The organism is Colwellia sp. 75C3, assembly GCF_002836255.1.
In the GTDB taxonomy this organism is placed as follows: domain Bacteria; phylum Pseudomonadota; class Gammaproteobacteria; order Enterobacterales; family Alteromonadaceae; genus Colwellia.
Genome location: NZ_PJAU01000031.1, coordinates 159,114 through 184,523 on the forward strand (window position 1 = coordinate 159,114; position 25,410 = coordinate 184,523).

Consider the following 25,410-nt stretch of genomic DNA (forward strand, 5'->3'; position numbering starts at 1 on the left):
TTATGGAAATGTCTTTAGCAGAAGAGAAAAAACAGAGTAATGCCGTGCCGATGATAATCGTCGCCGGGCTATTTTTTATCCTAGGTTTTGCTACCTGGTTAAACGGCTCCTTAATGCCGTACTTGCAACAAATACTGCAATTAACTCCCTTTCAAGCATCGTTGATATTATTTTCTTTTTATATTGCGGTTACCTTTACTGCCTTACCTTCTGCAGCGATTATTCGTAAAGTAGGCTACAAAAATGGTATGGCAATGGGTATGGGTACTATGATGATTGCTGGTTTACTTTTCATTCCAGCAGCTAAAACCCAGATATTTCCATTATTCTTACTGGCTCAGTTAGTGATGGGCGCAGGTCAAACCTTGCTACAAACAGCTGTTAACCCGTATGTGGTACGTATTGGCCCTGAAGAGTCAGCAGCTGCACGTATTTCAATTATGGGTATCTTAAATAAAGGTGCTGGTGTTGTTGCACCAATCGTATTTACTGCCTTAATCTTAAGTGGCTTTAGTGGCACTGTAGGTACTGAGTTAAGCCAAATTCAAATTGATGCAATGGCTGATAAATTAATTCTACCTTACCTAGGTATGGCTTTATTTATTGGTATTCTTGGTTATGCCGTGAAAAAATCTCCTTTGCCTGAACTAGCTAGTGAAGAAGAGGAAGGGGAAGCCGGACATAAAGGTCAATTAAAAGAAGCACTTTCTCACCCCAACTTAGCATTGGGTGTTGTAGCATTATTTCTATATGTAGCAGTAGAAGTTATCGCTGGTGATACTATTGGTGCTTTCGCCCTTGCACTAGGTGTTGAAAACTACAGTGTCATGACTTCATATACTATGGGTTGTATGGTGCTTGGTTACATTCTAGGTATCGCGCTTATTCCACGCTTTATCTCACAACAAAAAGCATTGATGGTCTCAGCGGTTTTAGGTTTGGCACTAAGCTTTGGTGTTATCTTCGGAGATAATAACTCTTTCGCTATCGCTAACTCGTTATCGTTTATTTTGGGTGGTGCTCAGTTACCTGATACTCTGATATTGATTGCTTTCTTAGGGCTTGCTAACGCGATTGTATGGCCTGCTGTTTTCCCATTAGCGCTTTCAGGCGTAGGTAAACTAACCAGTGTTGGCTCTGCTCTTTTAGTTATGGGTATTTCAGGTGGCGCCTTTGGTCCATTATTCTGGAGCTTAGTCAGTGGCACTAGCGGACAGGCAGTAGATCTTCAAGGTGGTTATGTCGTGATGTTACCTTGTTATTTATTTATTTTATTCTACGCTGTTAAAGGCTGTAAAATGAAATCTTGGAAATAGACTAAGTTAAGATATGTTAACTCTAGTTAAAGACGTTTAGCACTGCGAGTAAAAGCCGCGCTTTAAACGCTCAATAAACAAACCTCGGTTTAGCCTTGTTATACAATGGCTAAGCCGAGGTTTTTTTATATCTTTAATTCAACAGCTTACCCGATAGACGAGAAAGTTATATTATATTGTTAATTGATGTTTAAAACATGACGTACTGGTTGTACCAGGTGTTGACCTAGTGGAACAATCGTACTAATATAAGAACATTGCTTAAGGTCAAACCACTATTGTGGGGTTAGGAAGCCATCTTAAGCTAAGTTTAGAGTTAATAATAAACTTTGTATAAAAGCACTTAAAAGCACTTAAAAGGATTTAATTATGGGTGAAGCTAAAAGGAAAGTTACGGTTATCTATTGCTGTGATGATGAATTAGCGATGTATAGGAAAACAGAAAGTTTTAACTTAAATGCCTATGGCGATATGATCATTCCACATGACTTTAAACGTGGAAAAACTATCGTTGCGGTGTGTGATGGTGATATTGATATCATCAACAGTGTAGGTGACAAACTTGTTGAAGAGTACTGGCATTAATAAGGTTATAGCTAAATAAAATGGCTAAAAACGAACATAAAAAAGGTGACTTTAATGTCACCTTTTTTGTGTCTGTTAAATAGCAATCAGACTAATTTATTAATCCGATTGTTATGAGTTTAATAGCTATTAGTCTTTTTACTTTCTAGTTGTTTTTCACTGTAAGTAGCTTTGTCATGTTTCTGACCAGCAGCTTCAGCGAGCTCCGCAGGCATATAGTTTTCATCATGCTTGGCAAGGACTTCACTCGCTTCAATGCTTAAACCCGTTGGCGGATGCTCAGTCAAAGTACCATTAGCGACAATACCTTGTCCTTCACGAAATAGATCCGGTAAAATTCCTTCGTAATACACAGTAACCATAGGGTCACTATCTTTGAAAATGATAGGCATGGTCATATCGCTAAGCTTAAATGATACTTTAAGGCTTTCAGGATCGCGACTTACGGAGCCAGGAACCACTAAACCACCGATACGAATACGTTGACCAAGACTTGGCATTAAACCCGTCTCTTTTTTACCTTGGGTGATCTCTGACGGGGTAAAAAATAAATCAATGTTTTGACTTAAGGCATATAAAACAAGTCCTGCTACAACTCCTATGCCAATTAGGATAGAGCCAACAATTGCAAGACGTTTTTTACGGCGTGGATTCATTATTCAGTTACCTCGTTTAATACTTCATTTTGTTTTTTGCGTAGCTCTTTAGCTTGTCGAAGTTTGTCTTCTCGTTGCTTACGCTTTGAAATTTGTGTGATAATCTGCTGATGACCCGCTTTAGAACTGATCAATAACAGGGTAAGTATCAAAGCTGCTGCACCAAAAGAAAGCCAGACATAAAAGCCATAACCACCCATATTGATGAAATCGCTGAAACTATTAAATTGCATTAAATGCTCTCCAATTACGCACTAATTTTAGTGTTGTTTTATGTTACTTAGTGTTATTTAACTGTGTTTTGTTGTACTAGTTCGCGCACCCAAGGACGAATGCTGTTGCGCGCTAGAATTTCATTACGAAAACGTAGACATATAATCACCCCGACTAATAATGAAAAACCAATAAAACAAAAAATAAATGGCCACAACATGTCAAGTGACATGGATGGTTTTCCCAATTTACTTACCGTTGAGCCTTGATGAAGGGTGTTCCACCACTCTACAGAGTATTTAATAATTGGGATGTTTATCACACCTACTAGGGTAAGTATTCCAGCCGCTTTTCCTGCTAAATTTTTATCTTCAAAGGCGTTATGTAAGGCGATGACCCCGAGATACAAAAATAATAAGATAAGCTCAGATGTTAAACGTGCATCCCAAATCCACCACGTCCCCCACATTGGTTTACCCCAAGCAGCACCAGTGATTAATGCTATGGCAGTAAACGCTGCGCCAACAGGCGCCATCGCAGCAGCAGATGCATCAGCAAGCTTTAATTGCCATACTAAACTGCTAAATGCGGCTATTGCCATGGAAACATAAATCCCCATGGATAACGAAGCGGCAGGTACATGGATATAGAAAATACGAAAACTGTGACCTTGCTGATAATCAGCAGGGGCAAATAATAATGCCCAGACTAAACCAATACTTAAAAATATTGCCGCTAGGGCACTTAACCAAGGTAATAATTTATTGGTAAAGTGATAAGACACTTCTGGGTTTGCATAAGGGTGTAACCATTTCCACATCAGTTGGTACTCACTTTTAGGGCAGCGCCAACAGCAAAAGGAGCTAGCGTTAAAGATCCAAAGAATAATGCGGCGATTATAGCAAGTTGGCCGCTGTAAGGTAAACCAAGCGCGGCAGTATCTATCGCGCTGGTGGCAAAAATTAATACCGGAATATAAAGCGGTAAAACAAGTAAGCTAAGTAATACGCCACCTTTTTTGATGCCTACGGTAAGCGCAACGCCCACGGCACCAAGTAAGCTAAGTACTGGCGTACCCAATAATAAGGTAAGTAATAAGGCGGTATAGCTGTTTTCATCTAAATGCAATAACACCGCTAACAGTGGTGCTATTAAGATAAGCGGCAAACCCGTTATTAACCAATGAGCAAATATTTTGGCTAATACTAAGACAAAAATAGGGTGAGGACTAAGTAACATTTGCTCTAGTGAACCATCGAGATGATCGGATTTAAATAAGCGATCTAATGATAATAACGTGGCGAGTAGGGCGGCTACCCAAATAATTCCTGGCGCAATACGACTTAACGTTTGTGCTTCAGGACCAATACCTAAAGGGAAAAGGGTTACTACGATAACAAAAAATAATAATGGATTAACAATGTCATCTTTATGTCGCATAGCAATGGTCAAATCGCGTTTTAATACCAACATAAAGGCACGGCGATAAGATAACGGCTGTGATGACGGTGCAGCATTTTCTAACACGGTATTGTCTATCACGGAATTGCCGTTCATAGCGGTTAAGTTTTCAGTCTCTTGAGTTGACTGTGCTTTTAAGGTCATTAGGTTACTTTCTCTAAGCGCTATAAAATGTATGCATATGAGTCAAAAACACTATCATAGGTAACTATAATCTAAGGTGATTTTTTTGACTTGTGCGGGCTTAATACTGATTAAATCTTGATGTGTGGTTAAAATAACACAACCACCTCGTTGTGCATGAGCAGAAAATAGCTGTTCTAAACCGGCAACGCCTTGTTTATCTATGGCAGTAAAAGGCTCATCTAAAATCCAAATAGGCGCATTACTTTGGTATAAACGGGCTAAGGCAATACGTCTATGCTGGCCGGCACTTAAATGGGACGCTAAACTGTCTTCAAAACCAGAAAGATTTACCTTGGCTAAATAAGCTAAGCTTTCTTGTGTTTTATTACCGTGTAACGCTAAATTAAAATCAAGATTTTCTTCTGCCGTCATTTCACCTTTTACGCCAGATAAATGGCCGAAATACAACAAGTTTTGATGAAACTCTTCTCGACAGAGGCTAATTATCTCGTTCTTATATAATATTTGACCATCATAAGGTTGCGATAGTCCTGATAAAATACGTAATAAGCTGGTTTTTCCTGAGCCGTTCGGACCTTCAACTTGCACTATGTCACCGGGATAAATTTCCACTGATAGTTCGTCAAATAATAAGCGTTCTTCTCGAATGCAGGTTAGATTTACTGCACTTATCAAGGGAGTTGAGGTTTTTTTGGACAATGGATTCACTTATTCTTTATCAACGTTATTTAAAAGTTTATTATATACCCATTATCATTCAAGATGCAGGTTTCAGAGTGTTTGAGCCACTTCATTTCAAGGCGCTGTGATGAAATAATGGTTGTTCCATTATAAATCACAGCAACGACGAAGTGATGTGGCTCAAACGCTTCTTCGATGGGTTTTAAAGGGCTTTATACTGCGTTAAATAATGAAACCATAGAATGACTATGCTTAAATTATTCCCTTGCCTAAAACTCTTTAAATTCCCACTGAAATCCTGCACTTTGATTGGTACGGGTATATCAAGCTAGTAGAGTGGATTCTAGCGTATGTTTGTCGAGTAATTCTTGATATGGATCGTATAATCACTTTGGGTGATATAATACCATAGCCAATATTAACACAGCCAAGATTAACATAGCCCAAGAAACTTGTAACATTATGAAACAACTTGAGCAGTTAATTTACATTAATATTCAACCTCATAAAATGTTAGTATGACGCGATAATTTTTAACCTCATTAGTATTGATAACAATCACTAAAGGTTAATTGTTTTTTGAAGTAGAGCGGAGAACCCAATGATACCAGAACTGGTAGCGACACAAATGCCTGAGCTTATACCTGAGCTCGGTCACTTAGCCCTTATTATTGCTTTAGCATTTGCTATTTGCTTAAGTTTGATTCCCTTAATAGGTGTTCATAGTCCAGAGCAGAGTTCTTTAAAGAAACTCATGACCTATGCTAGACCACTTGCTTACGGTATGTTTTTTTTCACCGGTATCAGTATTATCATCCTTGCGTACAGTTTTGTCGTTGATGATTTCTCTATTAAGTATATCGCCAGTCATTCTAATACGCATTTGCCGTATTATTTTAAAATAAGCGCGGTATGGGGCGGTCATGAAGGCTCCTTATTATTGTGGGTGTTCTCATTAACAGCATGGACAGCCGCTGTTGCGCGTTTTTCACAAGACATTGAAGAAGAGTTTATTGCACGTGTGTTAGCTGTTATGGGTATGATTGCTATCGGATTTATCGCTTTCACCCTTTTAACTTCTAACCCATTTGAACGCTTATGGCCGAATGTGCCAATGGAAGGTCGTGATTTAAATCCATTATTACAAGATGTTGGTTTAATTATTCATCCGCCATTGTTATATCTTGGTTATGTTGGTTTTGCTGTTGCCTTTGCTTTTGCTGTCGCCGCGTTAATGGCCGGGAAAATGGATGCCGCATGGGCTCGTTGGTCTCGTCCTTGGACCGTAGGCGCTTGGATGTTCTTAACTGTAGGTATCGCGCTAGGTAGCTGGTGGGCTTATTATGAACTTGGCTGGGGTGGTTGGTGGTTCTGGGATCCTGTTGAAAATGCATCATTTATGCCATGGCTTATTGGTACCGCGCTGATCCACTCTTTAGCCGTAACAGAAAAACGTGGTACTTTTAGAAACTGGACTATATTACTGGCAATATTTGCTTTTGGCCTCAGTTTATTAGGCACATTCTTAGTACGCTCAGGAGTGATTACTTCAGTTCACTCTTTTGCAGCTGATCCTTCTCGCGGTATTTTTATACTCGTGATTTTAGCCATTGCTATGGGCGGCTCTTTAACGTTATACGCATTTAGAGCAAATACAGTGGCGAGCTTCTCTCGCTTCGCCTTTTACTCACGTGAAACAGCGTTATTACTGTGTAATGTCATATTGGTTGTTGCGACGGTAACCGTACTTTTAGGTACCTTATATCCTTTATTAGTTGATGCGTTAGGTTACGGGAAAATATCAGTAGGTCCTCCGTATTTTAATGCCGTTTTTGTTCCTATCATGAGTATTCTATTTATTATCATGGGAATAGGTCCGTTAATTCGTTGGAAAAAAGCCAAGCAAGGTGAATTACGTAAAAGACTGTTAAGTTCATCAGTATTTAGTATCGCGTTTGGTTTATTATTTCCAGTGGTTTACGGTGGCGAGTTTAATATTTTAGTTGCCATGGGTATCACCTTAGCGACTTGGGTTTTCTTAGTGGTAGTTAAAGAAATTAAAAACCACTTTCAAACAGTAGGTAAATTAACCACTAGTCACATCGGCATGGCAACGGCTCATGCAGGTATCGCTATCACTATTGTTGGCGTGACCATTGTTTCAATGTATGAAAGTGAAACTAATGTGAAAATGGCGCTGAATGAAAGAGTGACTGTTTCAGGTTATGAAATTGAGTTCAAAGGCATTAAACATGTCGAAGGGCCAAATTATAGTGCCGAGCAGGGACAAATTAATATCTATAAAGTAAATGGCTCAGGCGAAAGTGACTTTGTTTCTTTATTGAAGCCAGAACGCCGCACTTATCGCGTACAAACTATGGGAATGACTGAAGCAGGTATTGATCCTGGATTGTTCCGTGACGTCTATGTCGCTTTAGGTGACCCATTACCAGATGGTGCTTGGGCAATACGTGTGCATTATAAGCCATTTGTTCGTTGGATTTGGTTAGGTGCAATATTTATGGGGCTAGGTGGTCTTCTGTCTATGCTTGATAAACGTTATCGTCGTAAAAAACCGGTAGTGGCAAGCTCGCCTGTTGCTACTGATACGATGAAAGATGTAGTTATTGGCACAGCCACCACTCATTCAAAAGCCTCGGAGGCGTAATAATGGGTAAGCTAATTCGCTTTTTGCCATTGATATTAGTTATCGCCCTAGGTGTTGTATTATATCGTGGGTTATCACTTAACCCACAAGATATGCCATCAGCATTGGTTGGTAAAACTATGCCTGCTTTTGAACTACAAACATTAAATAATAGCGATAAAGTTGTCACTAAGGCTGATTTACTCGGTGATATCGTGTTAATTAATGTTTGGGCTACTTGGTGTCCTACGTGTAAGTATGAACACCCGTACCTCGTTGATGTCGCTAAAGATGCTCAAGTTAAACTGTATGGTTTGAATTATAAAGATGAGCGTGTTGCAGCGCAGCAATGGCTACAACACTATGAAGATCCCTATGTATTTTCTATCTTTGATGACGAAGGCACTTTAGGTCTAGATTTAGGTGTTTATGGCGCGCCAGAAACATTTGTTATTGATCATCATGGTATTATTCGTAAACGTTTTGCTGGAGCCATCGATACACGCGTATGGCGACGTGAATTTGAGCCATTAATTGCTCAGCTAATTGAAGAAAAAAAGCAGGGGAAATAACATGCGTATAATCAGCATACTTATACTCGCGTTGGTGTTTGCGTTAAGTAGTAATCAGGTAAGTGCCAGTCCAGTGGATACTTACGAGTTTCAGGATGAAGTGACTAAAATTCGCTTTCAAGCGCTAAGTAAAGAATTACGATGTCCTAAGTGTCAAAACCAAAACTTAGCTGATTCTAACTCACCCATTGCCGCTGATTTACGTCGAGAGCTTTACGAGTTATTGCAACAAGGTAAAGCCGATATTGAAATTGTTAATTTTATGGTCGACCGTTATGGCGAGTTTGTTTTATATCGCCCAAGAGTATCGCAATTAACTTACGTATTATGGTTTGGTCCAGCAGTGCTTATTTTGTTCGGCATTATTATCGTTATTGTCATTGTTCGCCGAAAACCAGTGCCTAAAGAAGACTTGGTTTTATCGAAAGCGCAACAAGATAAGCTCAACAGTCTAACCAAAGATAAGTAACCGCTCAATAAATTAAAAGAAGTAGTAGATAACATTATGGAATTTTTAGTAATAAGCCTTATATTTTTAATTTTATTATTATTGATGGTATGGCGACCTTTCTTCAAACAGAAGTCACAAGCGGTTCTTGTCGATAGTAGTTTGCGTGATGAAACCAACGTTCGTTTGTATCATGAACATAAAAAAGAGATAGAAAAAGATTACGGCGAAGGTGGTATTGATGAAGAAAATTATCAATACCTATTGGCTGAACTTGATAATACTTTATTGCAAGATATAGAAAGCACGTCAAAAGAGGTAAAAGTAGCCACTAATGTAAGGTCTTATTCTCCTTTTTGGCCACTAGGATTAAGTGCCTTTATTATCATTTTCTCTGTCGCGCTTTATGATAAGCAAGGTAGCTATAAACTCATTACCCAATTACCTACAGGGCATGGTCAGCAAGAAGCTATGTCACAAGAGAAAATGCTAAAGCAGCGTGAAAATGAAGCAATAGCACATATTGAAAAACTGCAAAAACATATTGAATCAAACCCTGAAGATAGTGAGGCTTGGTATAATTTAGGGCAAACCTATGTTGCTGTTGGCGGTTTTGATGAAGCGGTTGCTGCATTTACTCAAGTGATCAAAATTGAAGGCGAGCATGCTGATGTTTTAGGTGCTATTGCACAAGCGCTTTATTATAAGAATGATCAGAAAATTAGTGCCCAAGTACAAGAATATATTGATAAATCATTAGCGCTTGATATTAATGATGCATCAACCAATATTTTATTAGGTATGCATAATTTTATTAGTGAAAATTACCAGCTAGCGATAACTCATTGGCAGCGTGTAATTGATGTAAATAATCAAGGTGTGAATATTACTGCCCTTAAAGAAGCAGTAGCCGAAGCGAATAATCGACTGGGTCAGTCGTTAGGTCAGCCAGCAACAAGCACAGCAGGTAACTCAGCAACTAATTCGGTAAGTCAGTCAGCAACTAACTCAGCAGACAAAACACCAGCGGTTGTTGGACCACAATTAAAAGTGAGTGTTCGCTTATCTGATGATATTGCCAAGCAACTGGCACAGGGTGAAGATCGCGTAGTATTTATCTATGCAGTACCTACTAATGGTCAACGTATGCCGCTTGCTGCAGTTAAGCTGAAAGCCAGTGATTTACCTACTGTTATTGTGCTAAACAATAGTCAAGCGATGAGCCCGGCGAATAACTTAGGTAGTGTAGAGAAAGCACACGTATATGCCATTGTGTCAATGCAAGGTGGTGTTGGTATTAAATCAGGTGACTATAAAGCGGAATCTTTAGGTGTTGATGTTAATAGCAGTGAAACACTTGAACTGATCGTAAATACTTTAGTTGAATAACTGTTTTAACTAGTTAAGTTGATCTTTCTTACTCGGGCAACGTATTAACGTTGCCCGTTAAGTTTAATAAGAAGAAAAGACAAATGAAATCTCGTTTTAGTGCACGTAAAAAAGATAGCGTTAATACTGTTAAAGATAACACGGTTGATGATAAGAAAAGTCCATCAACAGCAGTATTAATAACTAATTTAGGTTCCCCTGATGAACCTACAACCAGTGCTGTACGTCGCTATTTACGAGAGTTTTTATCTGATAGGCGTGTAGTAGAAATCCCGCGTCTCATTTGGCTTATTATTTTACACGGTATTATTTTACGAATCCGACCGGCAAAGTCAGCCAAGTTATACCAAACTGTTTGGCAAGATGATGGTGCTCCCTTATTAAGCATAACCGCTGCACAAAAAGTAAAACTGGCGGCAAAAGTCAAATCTCAATATGGTGATAATGTCGTTGTCGATTTTGCTATGCGTTATGGCAATCCATCAGTGGCAAGTGTAATGCAAAAGTTTCAGCAACAAGGTGTTGATAAAATTGTGGTATTACCTTTATATCCTCAGTACGCAGGGCCAACCACAGCGTCAACTTTCGATGCGGTAAGTAAAGAATTACAAAAGTGGCGTTATATACCATCGATACACTTCTTAAATACCTATCATAACAATCCACTCTATATTCAAGCATTAGCTGATACTGTACAAGAGCATGTGGCAAGTCATGGTAAACCAGAGCGCTTAGTACTGTCATATCATGGTATGCCAGAGTTATTTCGTCAGTGGGGTGATCCTTATTATGACTTTTGCCATGAAACAACGGTATTACTTAAAAAGTTATTGTTGGAAAGTGATTTAGGCTTTATTGATGATGAAATTATCATGACTTTTCAATCACGTTTTGGTAAAGCTGAATGGCTTAAACCTTACACGGATGTAACGCTTGAAAAACTTCCTGAGCAAGGCATAAAACACGTTGCTATTATGAGCCCAGCCTTTAGTGCCGATTGTTTAGAAACACTTGAAGAGTTAATTCACGAAAATAGTGAAGTGTTTTTAAAGGCAGGTGGTGAAACCTACCATTATATTGCCGCGCTAAACGACCGTGATGACCATATTAATGCCTTGTTTAACATCTTAGAGCCAACATTAGGTGCGCCTGACCATAATTAGGTGGCAAGTTAGATACAAAGTTTGCATTAGTCAATTCATAAACGCACTTGCTAAGCCACATAAAAATAGTATACTGTTTTTACGTACAGTATTGGTGGTGGGTTGGCTATGGGTAATCAGAAAAAAATAATTCACATTGATATGGACTGCTTTTTTTAAGAGGTGGTAATAGGAGGGTAATATTGAACAATCACCCTTAATGAATATAGCGTTGATAAAAATTTTACATTGATATGGTTGGTGCTACACTTAGTCTGAATTTGATTAAGGGAGTGATCACTAACATGGAAAAATTTATTCATAACAATAACTACATGAGTCACATTCAAGTAGAAAGATTTGTTAGCTTCGTTGATTCAGATGGTACGCCTCTGCTATTCCCTACTTTTTTTTCAATTTCAATGAATAAGCTCGGAATTATATCTCTGGCTAAAAAAGTTGTTGATGAGGATACTAATGAGGTAGAGCACCAACTTGTTGACTCTGAAATTGGAGAGGCAACAATCAATCAGTATGAAGATGAAATTTTACACTTCCTTCAGTATTTAGAGCATCAATCCTTTCTAGCCCCCGACTTGCCAAATGTTCATATGCATACCCATGCACCATCCGAACTTATAAATGAATACATTAATGATTACTTGATAGAAGAGTCTCAAAAAGGCATTAAAGTAGTTGATAAGGCTAGAGTTACACTTAGTGCATATTATAATTATCTAGCAGCGGCAGGGGTTACAAATGTTAGAAAAATATATATTTACCCGAAGTTAAGGAAGGTGGCAACGAAAAACGTTAAAAGAAAACGGACATATCAGTATGTTCAGAAAAGTACACGTACAATAATGAATCTTGAGTGTAGAACACAGAGAGATGAATTGCTATTAAGATTCGGCTATGAATGTGGTCTTCGTTCAATAGAAAATACAGGTTTATTTTTAAGGGATTTCACATATGGTAGAAAACCGCAGAAAGGTTTTTTATCTTTGTTCGATGAGTTGAAAAAGGATTTAGATAAAAATTCTTTCGAATATTTATTGACCATAACTAAAAGAAGATCCAATCAAGGTTCCCCTTCGAGAACAATTTACATTCCTCGTGCATTACTAGAAAATTGTCATGAGTATTATCTAACAGAACGCCCTGAATCCGATTCTAATTCATTGTTTGCTAACTATGGAGCAAGTACTTCTGGAAGCACAATATCGCAAAGCACAGCAACACGCATATTCAGAGAAGTTAGAGAGCGTCTACTTGAAGGTGATGCAGCATCGGAGATTTTTTTGAATAACGAAAACTCATATCACCATTTACGGCATAGCTTTGCTACAGAAAAATTCTATGAGCTATGCGGTGAAATCCCACACCACTCTATTAATGAAGGCCATGCGGTAATAACTGAAATGGCAAGACTTATGGGGCATAAAATCAACAAAAAAACACATGCTCAAGTAATTACAATGCGATATATACGCAGTGTTGATTTTATGTTGGATGTTGAAAGTTAGGAGGGTGTGATGGATGATGGATGAAGATAAAGTGAGTAATAAAAAGGTTCAAGCCGAAGAGGAATTAAAACAAATTCAATCGGCATACTCAGGGTCAGTGAAGAGAGCCAATAACATAAATTCAAAAATAAGCTCTATTAAGATATTACCCAAACGAATAGTGATTGGAAAACCATATAAGGCTAAAGATGTAATTTATGAATGTACAAATAAGCATGAACTGGCACAGCTTGTGTTTGGTTCTTTATGTTTGGTTTTTCATGAGGTAATACATCATCCCAACGATTATGCCGAATCAAAAGTTAAAAGCATTATAGACCAATTTCCCAATGTCACCGCTTTTATTAATCAACATGAAACAAATGGAAATGACTTTAAAATAATTAAAAATTTTGAAACTTACCTGGTAGATGAGGGGTTTAGTGGGAGGGGAGCTTACAGTCTGATATCAATTGTAAGGGAGGCTTGTAGTGTTAAATTCATAACACCTAAAAAAATTGAGATATTGAAAAAGATAGATAAATCTACAAAGCTTAACCCTTTAGAAAATAAGCAGTATCCACTTACAAAATGGTTTTCGCAAATTAGATGGCTAAGGGAGGAAATGGCAAAGGCTGGTAAATTGGATGTTTATCAACGTATCAGTTCAACTAGACTGCTAATGAAGTCATTCAGTCATACCATTTCAGAATTAATGCTTATTATTCAAGATTTTAGTTTAGATATAGCTAAAGCGTTACAACAAAATCATTTCAATCTCAACTTATTAAAATCAAAATTTATAGATGTTGATCAGACATCTGTTGAGTATAAAAAGCAAAGGGAAATTTTGTATATAGCCACTCGTGGTGATTTAAGTATAAATAAACAAACACTTGAAATTTTAATATCTGATTTTTGTCCGAAAGATCGAAGATCTATTGTTTCCAATTCATTACGAAATAATGATAATTTCTCCACTAAGCCGACCGAGAAAAAGAAAGTTAAACATAACTTTAGAACAGCGGCCATTTTTGATGAAGATTTTTTTAGTCAAATTGATAAATTCGCCAGTGGTAAACAAACATCTATCCCCGTATCGAAAGCGGAGGAATTATGCTTTTATTGGTTGAATTGTGCTCAAGCAGTGCAAGCTAGTGATGTGAGACAATTAACATATCAAGACTATATTTTTCATGGTTCTTCTAAGCGTATAACACACATAAGTTGTGATTATTATAAGTCGAGGTCTCAGGATTTCAAAACGACAGATACGCTAGATACAACTTTAAGTGTTGGAAAAGCCCTATTGTACTTTATACAGAATAAAGGGAATGCTAATTCATTAATGTCATTGAAATCAAAGGATGTTGATAGTGCAATGGCAAATCATGTTGGTTTTATTGCTAGAGTGCTATCGCTTTTTTCTGAACCTCTTTGCAACGAACTTATTAAAAAAAGATTGAGACAACAAGCTGTATCAACTGTGTTTCTGGATTTGGTTCAATGCTTGCTTAGCAATGCTACATGCTCGAAGCAACAATTCGACAGGGAGCAAAAAAAACAAAATCCTGATATAAAAAATAAACACCACTTTCCTTCTAATTGGTTTACAGGCTCCATGATTAAAACTGCTGCCGTTCATGCTGGCAGTTTAAAATTTAGAGTTGGTCTTATAAATAATCATAACTCACACACTAGTAAAACAGAGCATGACGTTTATTTTTCTGAAGAAAATGAAGAGTATATGAATATGTCAGGACGATTAATGAGGTTTGTGATGGAAGATATAGAAAACGTGGCGTTTAAACCTAATATTGAGCAAATTCATGGAAGTGTGACCGAAAGGCAGCTCAGAACTAAACTAGTATCGGAAACAACTGGGGATATACAACCGTTTAATAAGGTTGAATACTTTGATGGTTCTGATGATGAACAAGGTGACTCTATTATTGTTATTGACAGTGTAGAGACAGTGGTTAATTTTCTACATTATATAAATGAAGCTAGAAAAAAATATAAGATGTTAGCCCAACACAACCCTGATTTTTTAGAAATGAACGTTTTAGTTGAAGCAGAGTGGAAAGAGTACGTTTTAAATAATTTAATCTCAAAGCAAATAAAAAGCAAAGGATATGCGACATATAAACAGTATAAACCGATGTTACCAGAGCTTTTTGTCTCACAGATAAGAGTGTGAAATCATGAGTATTATAAGTTTAATAAATCAAAAGTCTTTCAACAAAACGTCACTTTATTGTCAAATAAAAGATCACATTATTAGCATGTCACCAGAGAGTGGTGAAGGATTTTCTGATGTGTTGGTTTTAAAAGATGAGTACCGAATAGAACTTAGGTTTGAATGGTTTGACATGGAAGGGTATTGTGCTGAAAAGAAATATACCATCACCGTTGATGGCGATCAGTTCGAAATTACAACATCTAAACTCGCTTGGATAATCTGGTGTGAATCGGTTGAAAAAATTGAAAGCATTAAATTAAAGAGGCAAGTATTTGAAGTTTTACTCATCATGTTCGCTTACTTAACTAAGAGCAATATAGAAAGTATTACAATGGACTTTTTCACCGATTTCTTAGAAGTTGTAATGACACATTCTTCTGGAGAGGTAGGAATTAGTAAGCGGCTTGGTATTAGAGGCGTTGGTGTGTTTTACACCTTCAGCCCAAAAAAAATCAATCAATGTTGCAGGAAATTGGCTTTAAAACCACTAATATCAGGTTTTACAAAGAAAATAACATATAGAGAACTTAATAAAGTAACCATGTCAGTTGCTGACATGTCTTACGCAGATTACAAAGAAGGGGGGTCATTTAATTTTTTATCTCTTGATATAGGTAAGCACTATATTAATTATTTAAATGATAGCTTTAATGATGCATATTACTCAGCTTATGCCGTTGCACAGGTAGAGAAAAGAACAACAGATGTACTGTGTGGTAGAGTAGAATCAAAGATTAATTTAACATTAATACGGTTCGCGTTAATGGGAAATCACGAGGGGGTATTGCCAAGTTCAGTTCTTAATAATAAAAATGCATATAAAGAAATAAAACCAAAAGTAAAAAAACTTTATGAGATGTTCTATAAGGAAGCGTTGAGGAAGTTTGCAATATTCAACGAATCCTCACTTGAAATTATGATTGAAAAACTTGGAATTAACAGTTGTGATGATAATAAGTTATTTATCAAGTCACTATTGGCAATCGAACTGTCTAACTCTGACATTACACAAGCTGAAATAATAGAAGATTACACTTCAACACTTGGGTATAAATCTGGAAATCCACAAGTTACACTGAAGAAATTTTTAGCTGAGAAAGATGCATTAACGAACCTTATAGTCAAAAATACTCCTGTAGTTGCTCCTGACCCCAATATATCAAAAATAAGCAAGTACTCTACAGCGGTTGGAAGGTACGGATTTACGCAGATTATGGCCTTGCTTGGTTGGCGAGAATCAGAATACACATTCCCAAATTCGGCGATACATTTATTCCGCAATGATGATGTTGTTGATCAATCCCGTTATCCAATCCGCTTTAATATTAAGTGGAAAGTACCAAAAACTGGTGGTGAAACCAAGATACATCGAGAAATAACTTTAACAAGTTATATTTTATTAAGGATGATTCAGGAACTTCATTGTTCTAATGATGAACAACCAATGCTTTATAAATCCGAAGGGAATATGAGTAATATTTTCAATATTGCATCAAAAGCAAATATAGCATGCCTTTTTGGATGGAAACAGTTTGTTGATTGCTATACCCCGTTTAAAGATTTAGATGAGATGGGGTTATTAAAAGAAAGTTGCTCTAAAAGTGTGCTTTCAGAATATGAAAAAGAAAGGTTAATTCATTTAAGCGAACTTTATAAACCATCAGCTAAAACTCAGCAATTATTGGAAGTGCGAAATAAGGTTAAAAACGATTTAAAGATATTAATGTCATCAGGTGTTTTTGAGTTTAATGTAAAGAAACAAGGAGCTAGTTTAATAAATAGTTATGTTAATAAAACCATGACTATGGATTATTATAATATCTGGGTTGATAGATTGTCACATGAGCAAAAAGAATACATGGCCTCTATCTCGTTAGATCAGAAGTTAGATAGAGGTAGCGTTAACGATGTTATCAATACTATAAAATCGGGTTGTGCATATCCTACTCCTCATGCCTTTCGTCATATGTGGGCAGAATGTGTTTACAGAAGATATTCTGGGGATGTTGGTTGGTTGATACGTACCAACTTTAAACACTTCGGAGAGCAATTCTATCGCAGGTATTTACGCGAGAAGCATATGCAAACATCAGAAGAAGTTGCAAAAAGAAGGGTTGTAAGTTCAATACTTAGTTCCCATTTGGAGTCCATGAAACATGATGAAAATCGCGAGTTCGCTGGGAAAATGGACGTTTTTTTACGAAGAGTATTAAAGCAAACAAAGGCGATAAGTCCTGATGAAATTGGTGCCACCTTGAAAGAATTTGCTCATCTTGAAATTGCGGATATTAAAGCGAATCCTTGGGGATACTGCATGTTGAAAAACCGCAACCAGAAAAGAGCTAACTGTGCTGTGGACGGTATTCCACAAAGAGAAAATGCGGGGATTGAGTTCTGTATAGGTTGTACAAATCATCTTGTTGAGCAAGAACATGTAGCATTTATTATTTTGAACGTTTCAAACCACGTAACAACGCTAAAGCAACCTCTACCAATGATATTTAAGATGGAAAGCCAACGTATCGTAAAGGAAACGATTAAAACGTTAAAGCAACTAGATAAAAATAGTAATACCTCCAGAAATGAAAAATATATTGAAGAGATGCAAGTGGCTATAGATATGGCTGATAAGCTAGAGGTATAAGTAGTATGAATTTGCTCGAAATTTTGAACGAAGAAACCACTTTATCCCGAAAAGAAGACTTCCCTAACTGGATCAGTAATAGCAATAGTTCATTGAAAGTTTTTCATAAAATCAAAGAATTAAACCTTGAAAAACTCAGCTATATAAAAAAGCATGGCAAGGTTAACGATTACCGTAAGAAAGGTAACTACCAGATTACGCAAGTAGAAGTAGCAAGTGCCGTTGAGATGGCTAGGACTGGATTATTTACTCATGGTTCTTATGCTAAGGAGCTTAAGGCTTACTTAGACTCAGTAAATGATGACTTAGAAAAAAGAAAGGTGGAGCGAGTCAAGAAAGTCGGCCTACGTGCCAACGACAAAGAAACGGTAGTAAAAAAAGCTCAAAGCTTGCAGCAAAATTATGACGAACTGAAAAATAAGAAATTAAGTGAGTTTTATGATGATGTAGCAAAGAAAATGCCACTTAAAGATAAGCAGAAGTTAGGCTTGTTTTAGACCGTCATTCTGCTTGGTTCTAAGCGAAACCTTAAAACTTTCTATTGTATTAATGATGGGGAGACATCAAATAAAATGGAATAAGTTATTAAATCAACTATGTTTGGTTAGGTTGGTTAGGTTAGCTAGGTTAGTTAGGTTAAATTGGTTGACTAAGGAGTAATACATGGCACGTACAATATATTCAGATGAAGCAATAATTGCCGCTGGCAGAAGATTAGAAGAACGGGGGGAAATTCCAATTTCAGCATTTTCTTTAAGAGAAGAAGTTGGTGGTGGAAAATCCAGACGAATGTTTAAAATCTGGACTGATGCTACACAATCAACAAATATCGTTGAAAAAGAAGAAGATTTAAACATACGATTACCGCCAGAAATTCAAGATTCTGTGAATATAATTACCGCTGATGTCGCTAAACATATCGAAGATACAATCATTAAATGTAATGCAATTGCGACAAAAATAGCTGATAAGCGTGTCGCAGAAACGCTTTCAGATATGAAAAAAAGTATAGCGAAAGCTGAACGCACTGAAAATGAAGCCAGCACAGCGATTGATAAATGTGACGATACTATTGAAGATCAAAAAGAAGAAATTGCAGAATTAAAAAGTGAATCATTAAAGTCGAGCAACAAAATAGTCAAACTAGAAGCAAATAATGATGAACTCAAACGCAATGAAGAAGCAACTAATAAACGGATAGCTGAATTAGAAGCGTCTTTATTAAAGACAATAGATGAAAAATCAGAAGCCAATATTAATGTTGGTGTTTTAAATAAAGCAAATATAACGCTTGAGCAGCAAGTTAATGCATTGCAGAAAGCAATTTTAAATGCAGAAAAAAGTACCGCCACTCTAAAAGCCCAAAATACAGAGCTAGTTAGCCAACTTAATCAGTCTAATGAGAATATCAATAAAGCCAATACCAAAGTTGATGAAATCAATAATAACCTGACAGAAACAAAGATTAAATTAGGAACAGAAGAGGGGAAATCTTCAGAGCAAAAGCTACATATTCATCAACTTAACAATACAATCGAAGAGTTACATACAAAAATTAAGACAGCAGAAAATGGTTTTGACAATCTGCATTCAGTAAAAGCTAATAATAACAGTAAAAATCAATAGTAATAATAAACAGGAAGGTGAATTTTGAATTTAGATTCTGACAGTATTATGAATATGATTAAAATTGACAACACTAAAGGGTTCATTGCTGTTGAACCTTTGAGTGCTGATTTTTTCATGGTATATGAACATAACTTTGAAAGCGGTGGTGAAATGATCGAATCAGCTTCAGAGCTAAACGGTTGTAGAGCTATCCTTCATGACTTGTTTGAAAAACAATTTATTTCAAACAAGAGGAGAGCCAGCTAACGCATCATTTCGTACCACTTTACCATTAACTTACTCCGATATTTGGAGGGCTGATATTGATGCTGAGCGTTCTGAAGAAAATAAGAATTATTGGATATAATAACACGCCACCCAATCCACCAAACTTAGCTGATGGTGGCATCCCATTTTTAATTACCTAATATCAAATGATAACCCTCATGAAATTAAAGAAAAAGTATCCAAAAATGACCCCAGAAAAGACTTCCAAGATGGTAAAGGGAGTTACAGATATAATGAAAGCTCATGGAACAAAAACGGACTTCCACGCTATGCAAAGTATATTATTTCCGTTGATGGCAGTTAAAAAAGAATTGGATTTAAGGCAAGAACATAAAAAATCCGTACGTCAATCTCTTGAAGTTTCCGAGATCATTGATGAAATCAACACTCACAAACGTGCGCTTTATAGAATTGAAGGCAAAATATGTTTTAAAGTTGAAAAAAATGAGGCAGGTTTTGAGGGTTTTGTTGATATTGAGGAACTCATTACAGATATAAATATAGATGTTATAAATTTAATTTAAAATAATTTAATTCATAAGGTTTTACCTAAGTCATTGATTCAGATCTTATTTTCTACTTGTTGATTTAGTTGGTAAAATCAACTAAATCAACTCCCTATTGCATTCGATATACAAGCTGCTATAAATACATATAAGATTAGTGTTTGAGATATGTAAATGGTTAATAGCATCCAAAATCAGCAGCTCATTTCAGAAAGAAGTCATATTGTTTTAGAGCAACTAAATTATCAGCTACAGAAACTTGCCGATGCCATTAGCTGTGATTACAAACACCATATTTCAAAAGTTATTGTCACATTACCTAAGAGCGATAATTTATCAGAAGCAAACCTTGCTGAAATTATTCATAACTACGATGAATTCTTACTTAACCTACTAGATGATTACTTTAAACAGAAATATAAAGCTGTTCTTAAAGAAGTAATGAATAACATTTTTAGAATTGTTGAAGAATACAATCAAAAATTAATAACAACAGCAATATCTGCTGAAAAAGTATAGTGAGATAAATATGAGCATTGATGTAAAAAATAGAACTCAAATAATCAACGAACTGAATTTCAAAATAGATCAAATAATAAAACTGGAAGATGTTCGTTTACAACCTTATTTTAAAGACCAACTAATCACCCCTTTTTGGGACTTTAGCAAAAAATCTATTAGATCAACAATCACGCATTATGAGTCAATTTTAAATAAAATCATTAATATACAGCTCATAGATGTTGATTTTAATGAATCACATACTGTTAAACGTGATACAACCATTAATTACATTGCGGACATTCTCATAATCCTCAGTTTGACTATCGAGTTTTATGACAATGATGATGTTGATTCTAATGTATGATGCATGCAAAGAACTTACTGCTGTAGAAAGAAATTCGCTTAAAACATTAAAATCAACATAGAGATCTGATTTTAAAGAAAGAAGATTAAGTCCATTAATGGACTCCCTTAGTAAATAATACTGGCGGCTGGCGGAGGGACAAATAAATAAGTGAATAACTAAAAGGTTCTGTTTACTTAATGCATTACAAAAAAGCACTAAACTTTAATGTTGTAACAAGCAAGTTTCTGTTTATTGTGATAAATTTGCTGTAATTACTAGTTGTCATGAGACAACTAGCTTTGCAAATTAAAATGGATATACAATGTCAGATAACTTCTCCTCTACAGCAGCCTTTTTATGGTCAGTTGCTGATCTTCTTCGCGGTGATTTTAAACAAAGCCAATACGGGCGCATTATCTTACCTTTTACGCTATTAAGGCGCTTAGAATGTGTTTTAGAGGCTACAAAGCCTAATGTATTGGCAATGTATGAAACAGTTAAAGACAAACCAATTGAAGCGCAAGACAAATTACTTACCCATGCTGCCAAGTTAAGTTTTTATAACACCAGCAAAATGGATTTAAACAAGCTAGGTGAAACAGGCGTAGCGCAAAATCTTGAAAGTTATGTACAATCATTTAGTCCTAACGCCCGTGAAATATTTGAACATTTTGATTTCTTCAATACCATCGACAAATTAGAAGAAGCCGACTTACTTTATAAAGTAGCTAAACGATTTGCTACAACTGACCTTCACCCTGAAGTAGTTGATAACCATAATATGGGCTTAGTGTTTGAAGAATTAATCAGACGTTTTGCTGAAAGCTCTAATGAAACCGCAGGGGAGCACTTTACCCCACGCGATATTGTCCGTTTAACCACCTCATTAGTATTTTGTAATGATGATGACTTACTTACTCAATCAGGATTAGTACGCAGTATTTACGATCCTACCGCTGGTACTGGTGGATTTTTATCATCAGGCATGGAATACGTGCATGAACTTAATGACAAAGCCGCATTATCGGCATTCGGTCAAGAATTAAATCCTGAGTCATACGCTATCTGTAAAGCCGATATGCTCATTAAAGGGCAAAAGGTCGATAACATTAAATTGGGTAATACTTTATCTGATGATCAGCTACCAGCCGAAAAATTTGATTACATGCTTTCTAACCCACCCTTTGGTGTGGATTGGAAAAAAGTACAAAAGAAAATTAATGACGAAAATAAAGAAAAAGGCTTTGAAGGTCGTTTTGGTGCTGGTTTACCAAGAGTGTCAGACGGTTCATTATTATTCTTAATGCATCTTATTAGCAAGATGCGTCCTCTTACGCCTAATTCAAAAGAAAGCGGTTCACGTATTGGTATTATCTTAAATGGCTCGCCTTTATTTACTGGTGGTGCAGGTTCAGGTGAAAGTGAGATCAGGCGTTACGTTCTTGAAAATGATTTACTTGAAGCCATTATCGCTTTGCCTACAGATATGTTTTATAACACGGGTATTGCTACCTATGTGTGGGTGTTGTCAAACAACAAACCCCAACAACGAAAAAGTAAAGTACAGCTAATAAACGCTGCAACCACACGAGCAAAAACTGGCGGTAGAGGTCGCAGTGGTGGTGGAGAATCAACAGAAAAAGTTGAAAATGTATTCTACCAAGCCATGCGTAAGTCTTTAGGTAGTAAACGAAAAGAACTTACCGAAGAAAGTATTGAAACAATAGTTAGAACTTACGGTCAATTTGCTGAAAATGATTTTAGTAAAATATTGGATTATCAAGATTTTGGTTACAGGCGTATCACGGTAGAGCGTCCTCTGCGACTGTCGGCCAAAATGACTGATGAGACTTTAGCAATACTGAAGCATACTTTGAGCGGCATGCTTACTATAGCTGGCTTCCTCTCTTATAATGATAAAGATAGTAGTATTGACGGTTTAGTTGAAAATGAAGCAACTATCAGGAAAAAAATTCGGATAAACCACCCAGATTTAACCACTAAGCAAGTAGATAAACTGTTAGATCCTAAAGTGTGGGAAAAGTCATTCAGTTTATACTCGCGTGCATTAGCGATACGAGCAGTAGTTGGAGATAAGCAGTTTGACGACATCAATGCTTTTATCCTTGAACTAAAAAAAGCAGCTAAATCATTAGCAATAAAACTTCCTGAAGGCGATATCAACATTATTGTTAAAACTGTCAGTTGGACCAATCAAGAGGCAGAGCCGAAGATTAAAAAAGTACTTTCAGGGCAGAAGATTAACCCTGTTCTAGGGAGGTTTGAATACAAGGGGGAAATAGTTAGCTTTGAAGCCAACCCTGATTTACGTGATAATGAAAATGTTCCATTAACACAATCAGTACATGACTACTTTAGACGTGAAGTATTAACGCATGTAGCTGATGCATGGATTGATGAAAGCAGAACTGATGATAAAGACGGTGAAGTCGGTATTGTTGGTTATGAAATACCCTTTAACCGTCACTTTTATGTATATCAACCACCAAGAGCATTAGAAGCAATTGATGCTGATTTAGATGCGGTATCTGCCGATATTATGAAGTTACTGCAAGAGGTACATTCATAATGCCAGGACGTTACCAATCTTATCCTGAATATAAGACCACTGATGAAGTATGGTTAGGTAGTGTCCCTAAACACTGGCGAGCTTTAAAGATTAATCGCTTGACTCAAATCAAACGAGGGGCATCGCCACGACCAATTGAAGATCCTAAATACTTTGATGAGAATGGTGAATATGCGTGGGTAAGAATTGCAGATGTTTCAGCTTCTGATACCTATTTAGAAAATTCTACTCAACAATTATCTGCCCTTGGTGCTAGTTTAAGTGTCAAGTTGGAACCAAACGAATTATTTTTAAGCGTTGCAGGAACTGTTGGTAAGCCGTGTATAAATAAAATCAAAGCATGTATCCACGATGGATTTGTTTATTTTCCTGAACTTAAAGAGAACTCAAAATTTATTTATTATATCTTTGCAGCAGGTGAAGCATATAAAGGGTTAGGTAAATTTGGTACACAATTAAATTTAAATACTGAAACTGTTGGTGGAATAAAAATAGGTATTCCTAAGATTGAAGAACAAAATAAAATAGTTCATTTTCTCGACAATGAAACTGAAAAAATTGACACTTTAATTGCCAAACAAAAAAAGTTAATTGAGCTATTAAAAGAAAAACGCCAAGCCGTTATCTCTCATGCCGTCACCCGTGGCCTCAACCCTAATGCTCAAATGAAAAAATCAGGCGTTGAATGGTTGGGCGAAGTCCCAGAAAATTGGGTTGTTAAGCAGCTAAAGCATTGCTTTACCCTACAAAGGGGACATGATTTAGCTTCATCTCAATTTAAAAAAGGGAAATACCCTGTATATGGATCAAACGGTGTGATTGGTCACCATGCTGAATTTACCACGTATGCACCATGTATAACTGTTGGACGTAGTGGAAGTGTTGGAGAAGTTAACTTTATAAATGAAAATTTTTGGGCGCATAACACTTCACTTTATTTAAAAAGTTATAACAACTCAGATGTAAAATATATTTATTATTTTTTGCTCTCTATGGATTTGAAAAGCCTTGCAGCAGGAAGTGCTGTAGGTAGCCTAGATAGAAATAATATCCATTGTCGTAACATAGCAGTTCCATGTATTGAAGAACAAAAAGAGATTTCTATATATCTAGAAAAACAATTAGCAAAATTTGATTTAATGAAACAAAAGTCTCTGATAGGTATTTCTTTGCTAAAAGAACGTAAAACAGCCCTTATTTCTGCTGCGGTGACTGGCAAAATAGATGTAAGAAACTGGCAGGAACAATAATGATAGATGCGAGTGAATTAAGCCAAAAAATTGAAGCTGATGCAGGGTTAGCCAAAAGCAGAAAATATTTAATGTTTGTCTCATTAGTATTATTGGCTTTAACTTTTTCTGGAGCAAAAATAGCTGAAGCCAATACGTTCTTATTCAAACTAACTTTCACAAATTCAGAAGGTATTATTGATCTTTTGTTGTTATCTATAGCATTTCTAGTTATTCGATATTATTCAAACGCTGCTAAATACCATAAGGCGATATACGATGATTGGACATCCCGTTTACTCAAGCAAGAATATTTTTATTCAGTTTGCGAACACTCAGATGGTGAAACAGGCTATTTAGTTGATATTGCTCCACAGTATGCTGGTTATAACGATGAGAGTTTTAGACACGATGATGATTGTCTATCACTAAAGGTAAAGTTTCACGCTAATTGGTTTATTAATGCTCAATTCCAATATGATTTATTTAGCCGCCACGGTCATATGCAAAATAAAAAAGTCTACTTGTTTAAATTCTCAATGTTTTTCGCTTCAATAAAAGCCTTATGGCTTGTTTTAAATCAATGGTTTGACGCTCAGGTAAGGTATAGCGAATCATTAGATATTTTTGCACCATATTTGATTTTCTTCATTACAACTTTAAGCGTGTTACTAAATAAGAGCTAGGATTA

At 36.4% G+C, this 25,410-nt stretch carries 24 protein-coding genes; 19 read left to right on the forward strand and 5 right to left on the reverse strand.

Annotated features, from left to right (window positions below):
• Window positions 1-2 precede the first annotated feature (2 nt).
• Entirely contained in the window at window positions 3-1,316 is a 1,314-nt protein-coding gene (gene nagP, locus CXF85_RS00775) for an N-acetylglucosamine MFS transporter NagP (protein ID WP_442871850.1), read from the forward strand.
• Window positions 1,317-1,685: 369 nt separating this feature from the next.
• On the forward strand, window positions 1,686-1,901 hold the full coding sequence (locus CXF85_RS00780) for a TIGR02922 family protein (protein WP_101226619.1): 216 nt from the start codon (window positions 1,686-1,688) through the stop codon (window positions 1,899-1,901).
• 119 nt (window positions 1,902-2,020) lie between these two features.
• Here CXF85_RS00780 and ccmE read toward each other — a convergent pair whose 3' ends face one another.
• The 5 genes from ccmE to ccmA form a co-directional block, all read right to left on the reverse strand.
• Complete coding sequence (gene ccmE, locus CXF85_RS00785; protein ID WP_101226620.1) at window positions 2,021-2,557, reverse strand: cytochrome c maturation protein CcmE; 537 nt, start codon at window positions 2,555-2,557, stop codon at window positions 2,021-2,023.
• A complete protein-coding gene (gene ccmD, locus CXF85_RS00790; protein ID WP_101226621.1) occupies window positions 2,557-2,790 on the reverse strand; it encodes a heme exporter protein CcmD in 234 nt (77 codons plus the stop codon). The genes ccmE and ccmD overlap by 1 nt, the downstream gene beginning before the upstream one ends.
• A 53-nt stretch (window positions 2,791-2,843) precedes the next feature.
• Window positions 2,844-3,590 carry a heme ABC transporter permease gene (locus CXF85_RS00795; RefSeq protein ID WP_101226622.1) on the reverse strand — a complete coding sequence of 249 codons (747 nt, stop codon included), beginning with the start codon at window positions 3,588-3,590 and terminating at the stop codon, window positions 2,844-2,846.
• Window positions 3,590-4,243 carry a heme exporter protein CcmB gene (gene ccmB / locus CXF85_RS00800; protein WP_442871852.1) on the reverse strand — a complete coding sequence of 218 codons (654 nt, stop codon included), beginning with the start codon at window positions 4,241-4,243 and terminating at the stop codon, window positions 3,590-3,592. The genes CXF85_RS00795 and ccmB overlap by 1 nt, the downstream gene beginning before the upstream one ends.
• Window positions 4,244-4,429: 186 nt before the next feature.
• Complete coding sequence (ccmA, locus tag CXF85_RS00805) at window positions 4,430-5,077, reverse strand: cytochrome c biogenesis heme-transporting ATPase CcmA (RefSeq protein ID WP_101226623.1); 648 nt, start codon at window positions 5,075-5,077, stop codon at window positions 4,430-4,432.
• Window positions 5,078-5,687: 610 nt separating this feature from the next.
• On the opposite strand from ccmA, the gene CXF85_RS00810 reads away from it, so the two are divergent.
• The 17 genes from CXF85_RS00810 to CXF85_RS00890 all read left to right on the forward strand — a co-directional run bounded on the left by CXF85_RS00810 (window position 5,688) and on the right by CXF85_RS00890 (window position 25,405).
• Window positions 5,688-7,727, forward strand: coding sequence for a heme lyase CcmF/NrfE family subunit (locus tag CXF85_RS00810; protein WP_101226847.1), 2,040 nt, complete (start codon window positions 5,688-5,690; stop codon window positions 7,725-7,727).
• Window positions 7,728-7,729: 2 nt separating this feature from the next.
• Window positions 7,730-8,278: a DsbE family thiol:disulfide interchange protein gene (locus CXF85_RS00815; protein ID WP_101226624.1), complete on the forward strand. Its 549-nt coding sequence runs from the start codon at window positions 7,730-7,732 to the stop codon at window positions 8,276-8,278.
• Between the two features lies 1 nt (window position 8,279).
• Entirely contained in the window at window positions 8,280-8,747 is a 468-nt protein-coding gene (locus CXF85_RS00820) for a cytochrome c-type biogenesis protein (RefSeq protein ID WP_101226625.1), read from the forward strand.
• A 36-nt stretch (window positions 8,748-8,783) separates the two neighbouring features.
• The gene (ccmI, locus tag CXF85_RS00825) at window positions 8,784-10,115 is read left to right on the forward strand and encodes a c-type cytochrome biogenesis protein CcmI (RefSeq protein WP_101226626.1); all 1,332 of its coding nucleotides are present in this window, start codon (window positions 8,784-8,786) and stop codon (window positions 10,113-10,115) included.
• A gap of 83 nt (window positions 10,116-10,198) precedes the next feature.
• On the forward strand, window positions 10,199-11,278 hold the full coding sequence (gene hemH / locus CXF85_RS00830; RefSeq protein WP_101226627.1) for a ferrochelatase: 1,080 nt from the start codon (window positions 10,199-10,201) through the stop codon (window positions 11,276-11,278).
• 284 nt (window positions 11,279-11,562) lie between these two features.
• Window positions 11,563-12,783, forward strand: coding sequence for a site-specific integrase (locus CXF85_RS00835; protein WP_157829002.1), 1,221 nt, complete (start codon window positions 11,563-11,565; stop codon window positions 12,781-12,783).
• 13 nt (window positions 12,784-12,796) lie between these two features.
• Window positions 12,797-14,962, forward strand: coding sequence for a hypothetical protein (locus CXF85_RS00840; RefSeq protein WP_101226629.1), 2,166 nt, complete (start codon window positions 12,797-12,799; stop codon window positions 14,960-14,962).
• Between the two features lie 4 nt (window positions 14,963-14,966).
• Complete coding sequence (locus CXF85_RS00845) at window positions 14,967-17,648, forward strand: hypothetical protein (RefSeq protein WP_101226630.1); 2,682 nt, start codon at window positions 14,967-14,969, stop codon at window positions 17,646-17,648.
• Between the two features lie 5 nt (window positions 17,649-17,653).
• Complete coding sequence (locus CXF85_RS00850; RefSeq protein WP_101226631.1) at window positions 17,654-18,145, forward strand: hypothetical protein; 492 nt, start codon at window positions 17,654-17,656, stop codon at window positions 18,143-18,145.
• A gap of 166 nt (window positions 18,146-18,311) precedes the next feature.
• A complete protein-coding gene (locus CXF85_RS00855) occupies window positions 18,312-19,274 on the forward strand; it encodes a DNA-binding protein (protein ID WP_101226632.1) in 963 nt (320 codons plus the stop codon).
• A 24-nt stretch (window positions 19,275-19,298) separates the two neighbouring features.
• Window positions 19,299-19,523, forward strand: a complete 225-nt coding sequence (locus CXF85_RS00860) for a hypothetical protein (RefSeq protein ID WP_101226633.1) — start codon at window positions 19,299-19,301, stop codon at window positions 19,521-19,523.
• A 179-nt stretch (window positions 19,524-19,702) separates the two neighbouring features.
• Window positions 19,703-20,068 carry a hypothetical protein gene (locus CXF85_RS00865; protein WP_157829003.1) on the forward strand — a complete coding sequence of 122 codons (366 nt, stop codon included), beginning with the start codon at window positions 19,703-19,705 and terminating at the stop codon, window positions 20,066-20,068.
• A gap of 156 nt (window positions 20,069-20,224) precedes the next feature.
• Window positions 20,225-20,569 carry a hypothetical protein gene (locus CXF85_RS00870; RefSeq protein ID WP_101226635.1) on the forward strand — a complete coding sequence of 115 codons (345 nt, stop codon included), beginning with the start codon at window positions 20,225-20,227 and terminating at the stop codon, window positions 20,567-20,569.
• A gap of 10 nt (window positions 20,570-20,579) precedes the next feature.
• Complete coding sequence (locus CXF85_RS00875; RefSeq protein WP_101226636.1) at window positions 20,580-20,918, forward strand: hypothetical protein; 339 nt, start codon at window positions 20,580-20,582, stop codon at window positions 20,916-20,918.
• 304 nt (window positions 20,919-21,222) lie between these two features.
• Window positions 21,223-23,490, forward strand: coding sequence for a type I restriction-modification system subunit M (locus CXF85_RS00880; RefSeq protein WP_101226637.1), 2,268 nt, complete (start codon window positions 21,223-21,225; stop codon window positions 23,488-23,490).
• A complete protein-coding gene (locus tag CXF85_RS00885; protein WP_101226638.1) occupies window positions 23,490-24,740 on the forward strand; it encodes a restriction endonuclease subunit S in 1,251 nt (416 codons plus the stop codon). Before CXF85_RS00880 ends, CXF85_RS00885 begins: the two co-directional genes overlap by 1 nt.
• Window positions 24,740-25,405, forward strand: coding sequence for a hypothetical protein (locus CXF85_RS00890; protein ID WP_101226639.1), 666 nt, complete (start codon window positions 24,740-24,742; stop codon window positions 25,403-25,405). The genes CXF85_RS00885 and CXF85_RS00890 overlap by 1 nt, the downstream gene beginning before the upstream one ends.
• Window positions 25,406-25,410 lie beyond the last annotated feature (5 nt).

What these genes read in the sequence shown, in the direction of transcription:
- nagP (WP_442871850.1), top strand. Translation starts at nt 3, where the DNA reads ATGGAAATGTCTTTAGCAGAAGAGAAAAAACAGAGTAATGCCGTGCCG.
- CXF85_RS00780 (WP_101226619.1), top strand. Translation starts at nt 1,686, where the DNA reads ATGGGTGAAGCTAAAAGGAAAGTTACGGTTATCTATTGCTGTGATGAT.
- ccmE (WP_101226620.1), bottom strand. Translation starts at nt 2,557, where the DNA reads ATGAATCCACGCCGTAAAAAACGTCTTGCAATTGTTGGCTCTATCCTA.
- ccmD (WP_101226621.1), bottom strand. Translation starts at nt 2,790, where the DNA reads ATGCAATTTAATAGTTTCAGCGATTTCATCAATATGGGTGGTTATGGC.
- CXF85_RS00795 (WP_101226622.1), bottom strand. Translation starts at nt 3,590, where the DNA reads ATGTGGAAATGGTTACACCCTTATGCAAACCCAGAAGTGTCTTATCAC.
- ccmB (WP_442871852.1), bottom strand. Translation starts at nt 4,243, where the DNA reads ATGTTGGTATTAAAACGCGATTTGACCATTGCTATGCGACATAAAGAT.
- CXF85_RS00810 (WP_101226847.1), top strand. Translation starts at nt 5,688, where the DNA reads ATGCCTGAGCTTATACCTGAGCTCGGTCACTTAGCCCTTATTATTGCT.
- CXF85_RS00815 (WP_101226624.1), top strand. Translation starts at nt 7,730, where the DNA reads ATGGGTAAGCTAATTCGCTTTTTGCCATTGATATTAGTTATCGCCCTA.
- CXF85_RS00820 (WP_101226625.1), top strand. Translation starts at nt 8,280, where the DNA reads ATGCGTATAATCAGCATACTTATACTCGCGTTGGTGTTTGCGTTAAGT.
- ccmI (WP_101226626.1), top strand. Translation starts at nt 8,784, where the DNA reads ATGGAATTTTTAGTAATAAGCCTTATATTTTTAATTTTATTATTATTG.
- hemH (WP_101226627.1), top strand. Translation starts at nt 10,199, where the DNA reads ATGAAATCTCGTTTTAGTGCACGTAAAAAAGATAGCGTTAATACTGTT.
- CXF85_RS00835 (WP_157829002.1), top strand. Translation starts at nt 11,563, where the DNA reads ATGGAAAAATTTATTCATAACAATAACTACATGAGTCACATTCAAGTA.
- CXF85_RS00840 (WP_101226629.1), top strand. Translation starts at nt 12,797, where the DNA reads ATGATGGATGAAGATAAAGTGAGTAATAAAAAGGTTCAAGCCGAAGAG.
- CXF85_RS00845 (WP_101226630.1), top strand. Translation starts at nt 14,967, where the DNA reads ATGAGTATTATAAGTTTAATAAATCAAAAGTCTTTCAACAAAACGTCA.
- CXF85_RS00850 (WP_101226631.1), top strand. Translation starts at nt 17,654, where the DNA reads ATGAATTTGCTCGAAATTTTGAACGAAGAAACCACTTTATCCCGAAAA.
- CXF85_RS00855 (WP_101226632.1), top strand. Translation starts at nt 18,312, where the DNA reads ATGGCACGTACAATATATTCAGATGAAGCAATAATTGCCGCTGGCAGA.
- CXF85_RS00865 (WP_157829003.1), top strand. Translation starts at nt 19,703, where the DNA reads ATGAAATTAAAGAAAAAGTATCCAAAAATGACCCCAGAAAAGACTTCC.
- CXF85_RS00870 (WP_101226635.1), top strand. Translation starts at nt 20,225, where the DNA reads ATGGTTAATAGCATCCAAAATCAGCAGCTCATTTCAGAAAGAAGTCAT.
- CXF85_RS00875 (WP_101226636.1), top strand. Translation starts at nt 20,580, where the DNA reads ATGAGCATTGATGTAAAAAATAGAACTCAAATAATCAACGAACTGAAT.
- CXF85_RS00880 (WP_101226637.1), top strand. Translation starts at nt 21,223, where the DNA reads ATGTCAGATAACTTCTCCTCTACAGCAGCCTTTTTATGGTCAGTTGCT.
- CXF85_RS00885 (WP_101226638.1), top strand. Translation starts at nt 23,490, where the DNA reads ATGCCAGGACGTTACCAATCTTATCCTGAATATAAGACCACTGATGAA.
- CXF85_RS00890 (WP_101226639.1), top strand. Translation starts at nt 24,740, where the DNA reads ATGATAGATGCGAGTGAATTAAGCCAAAAAATTGAAGCTGATGCAGGG.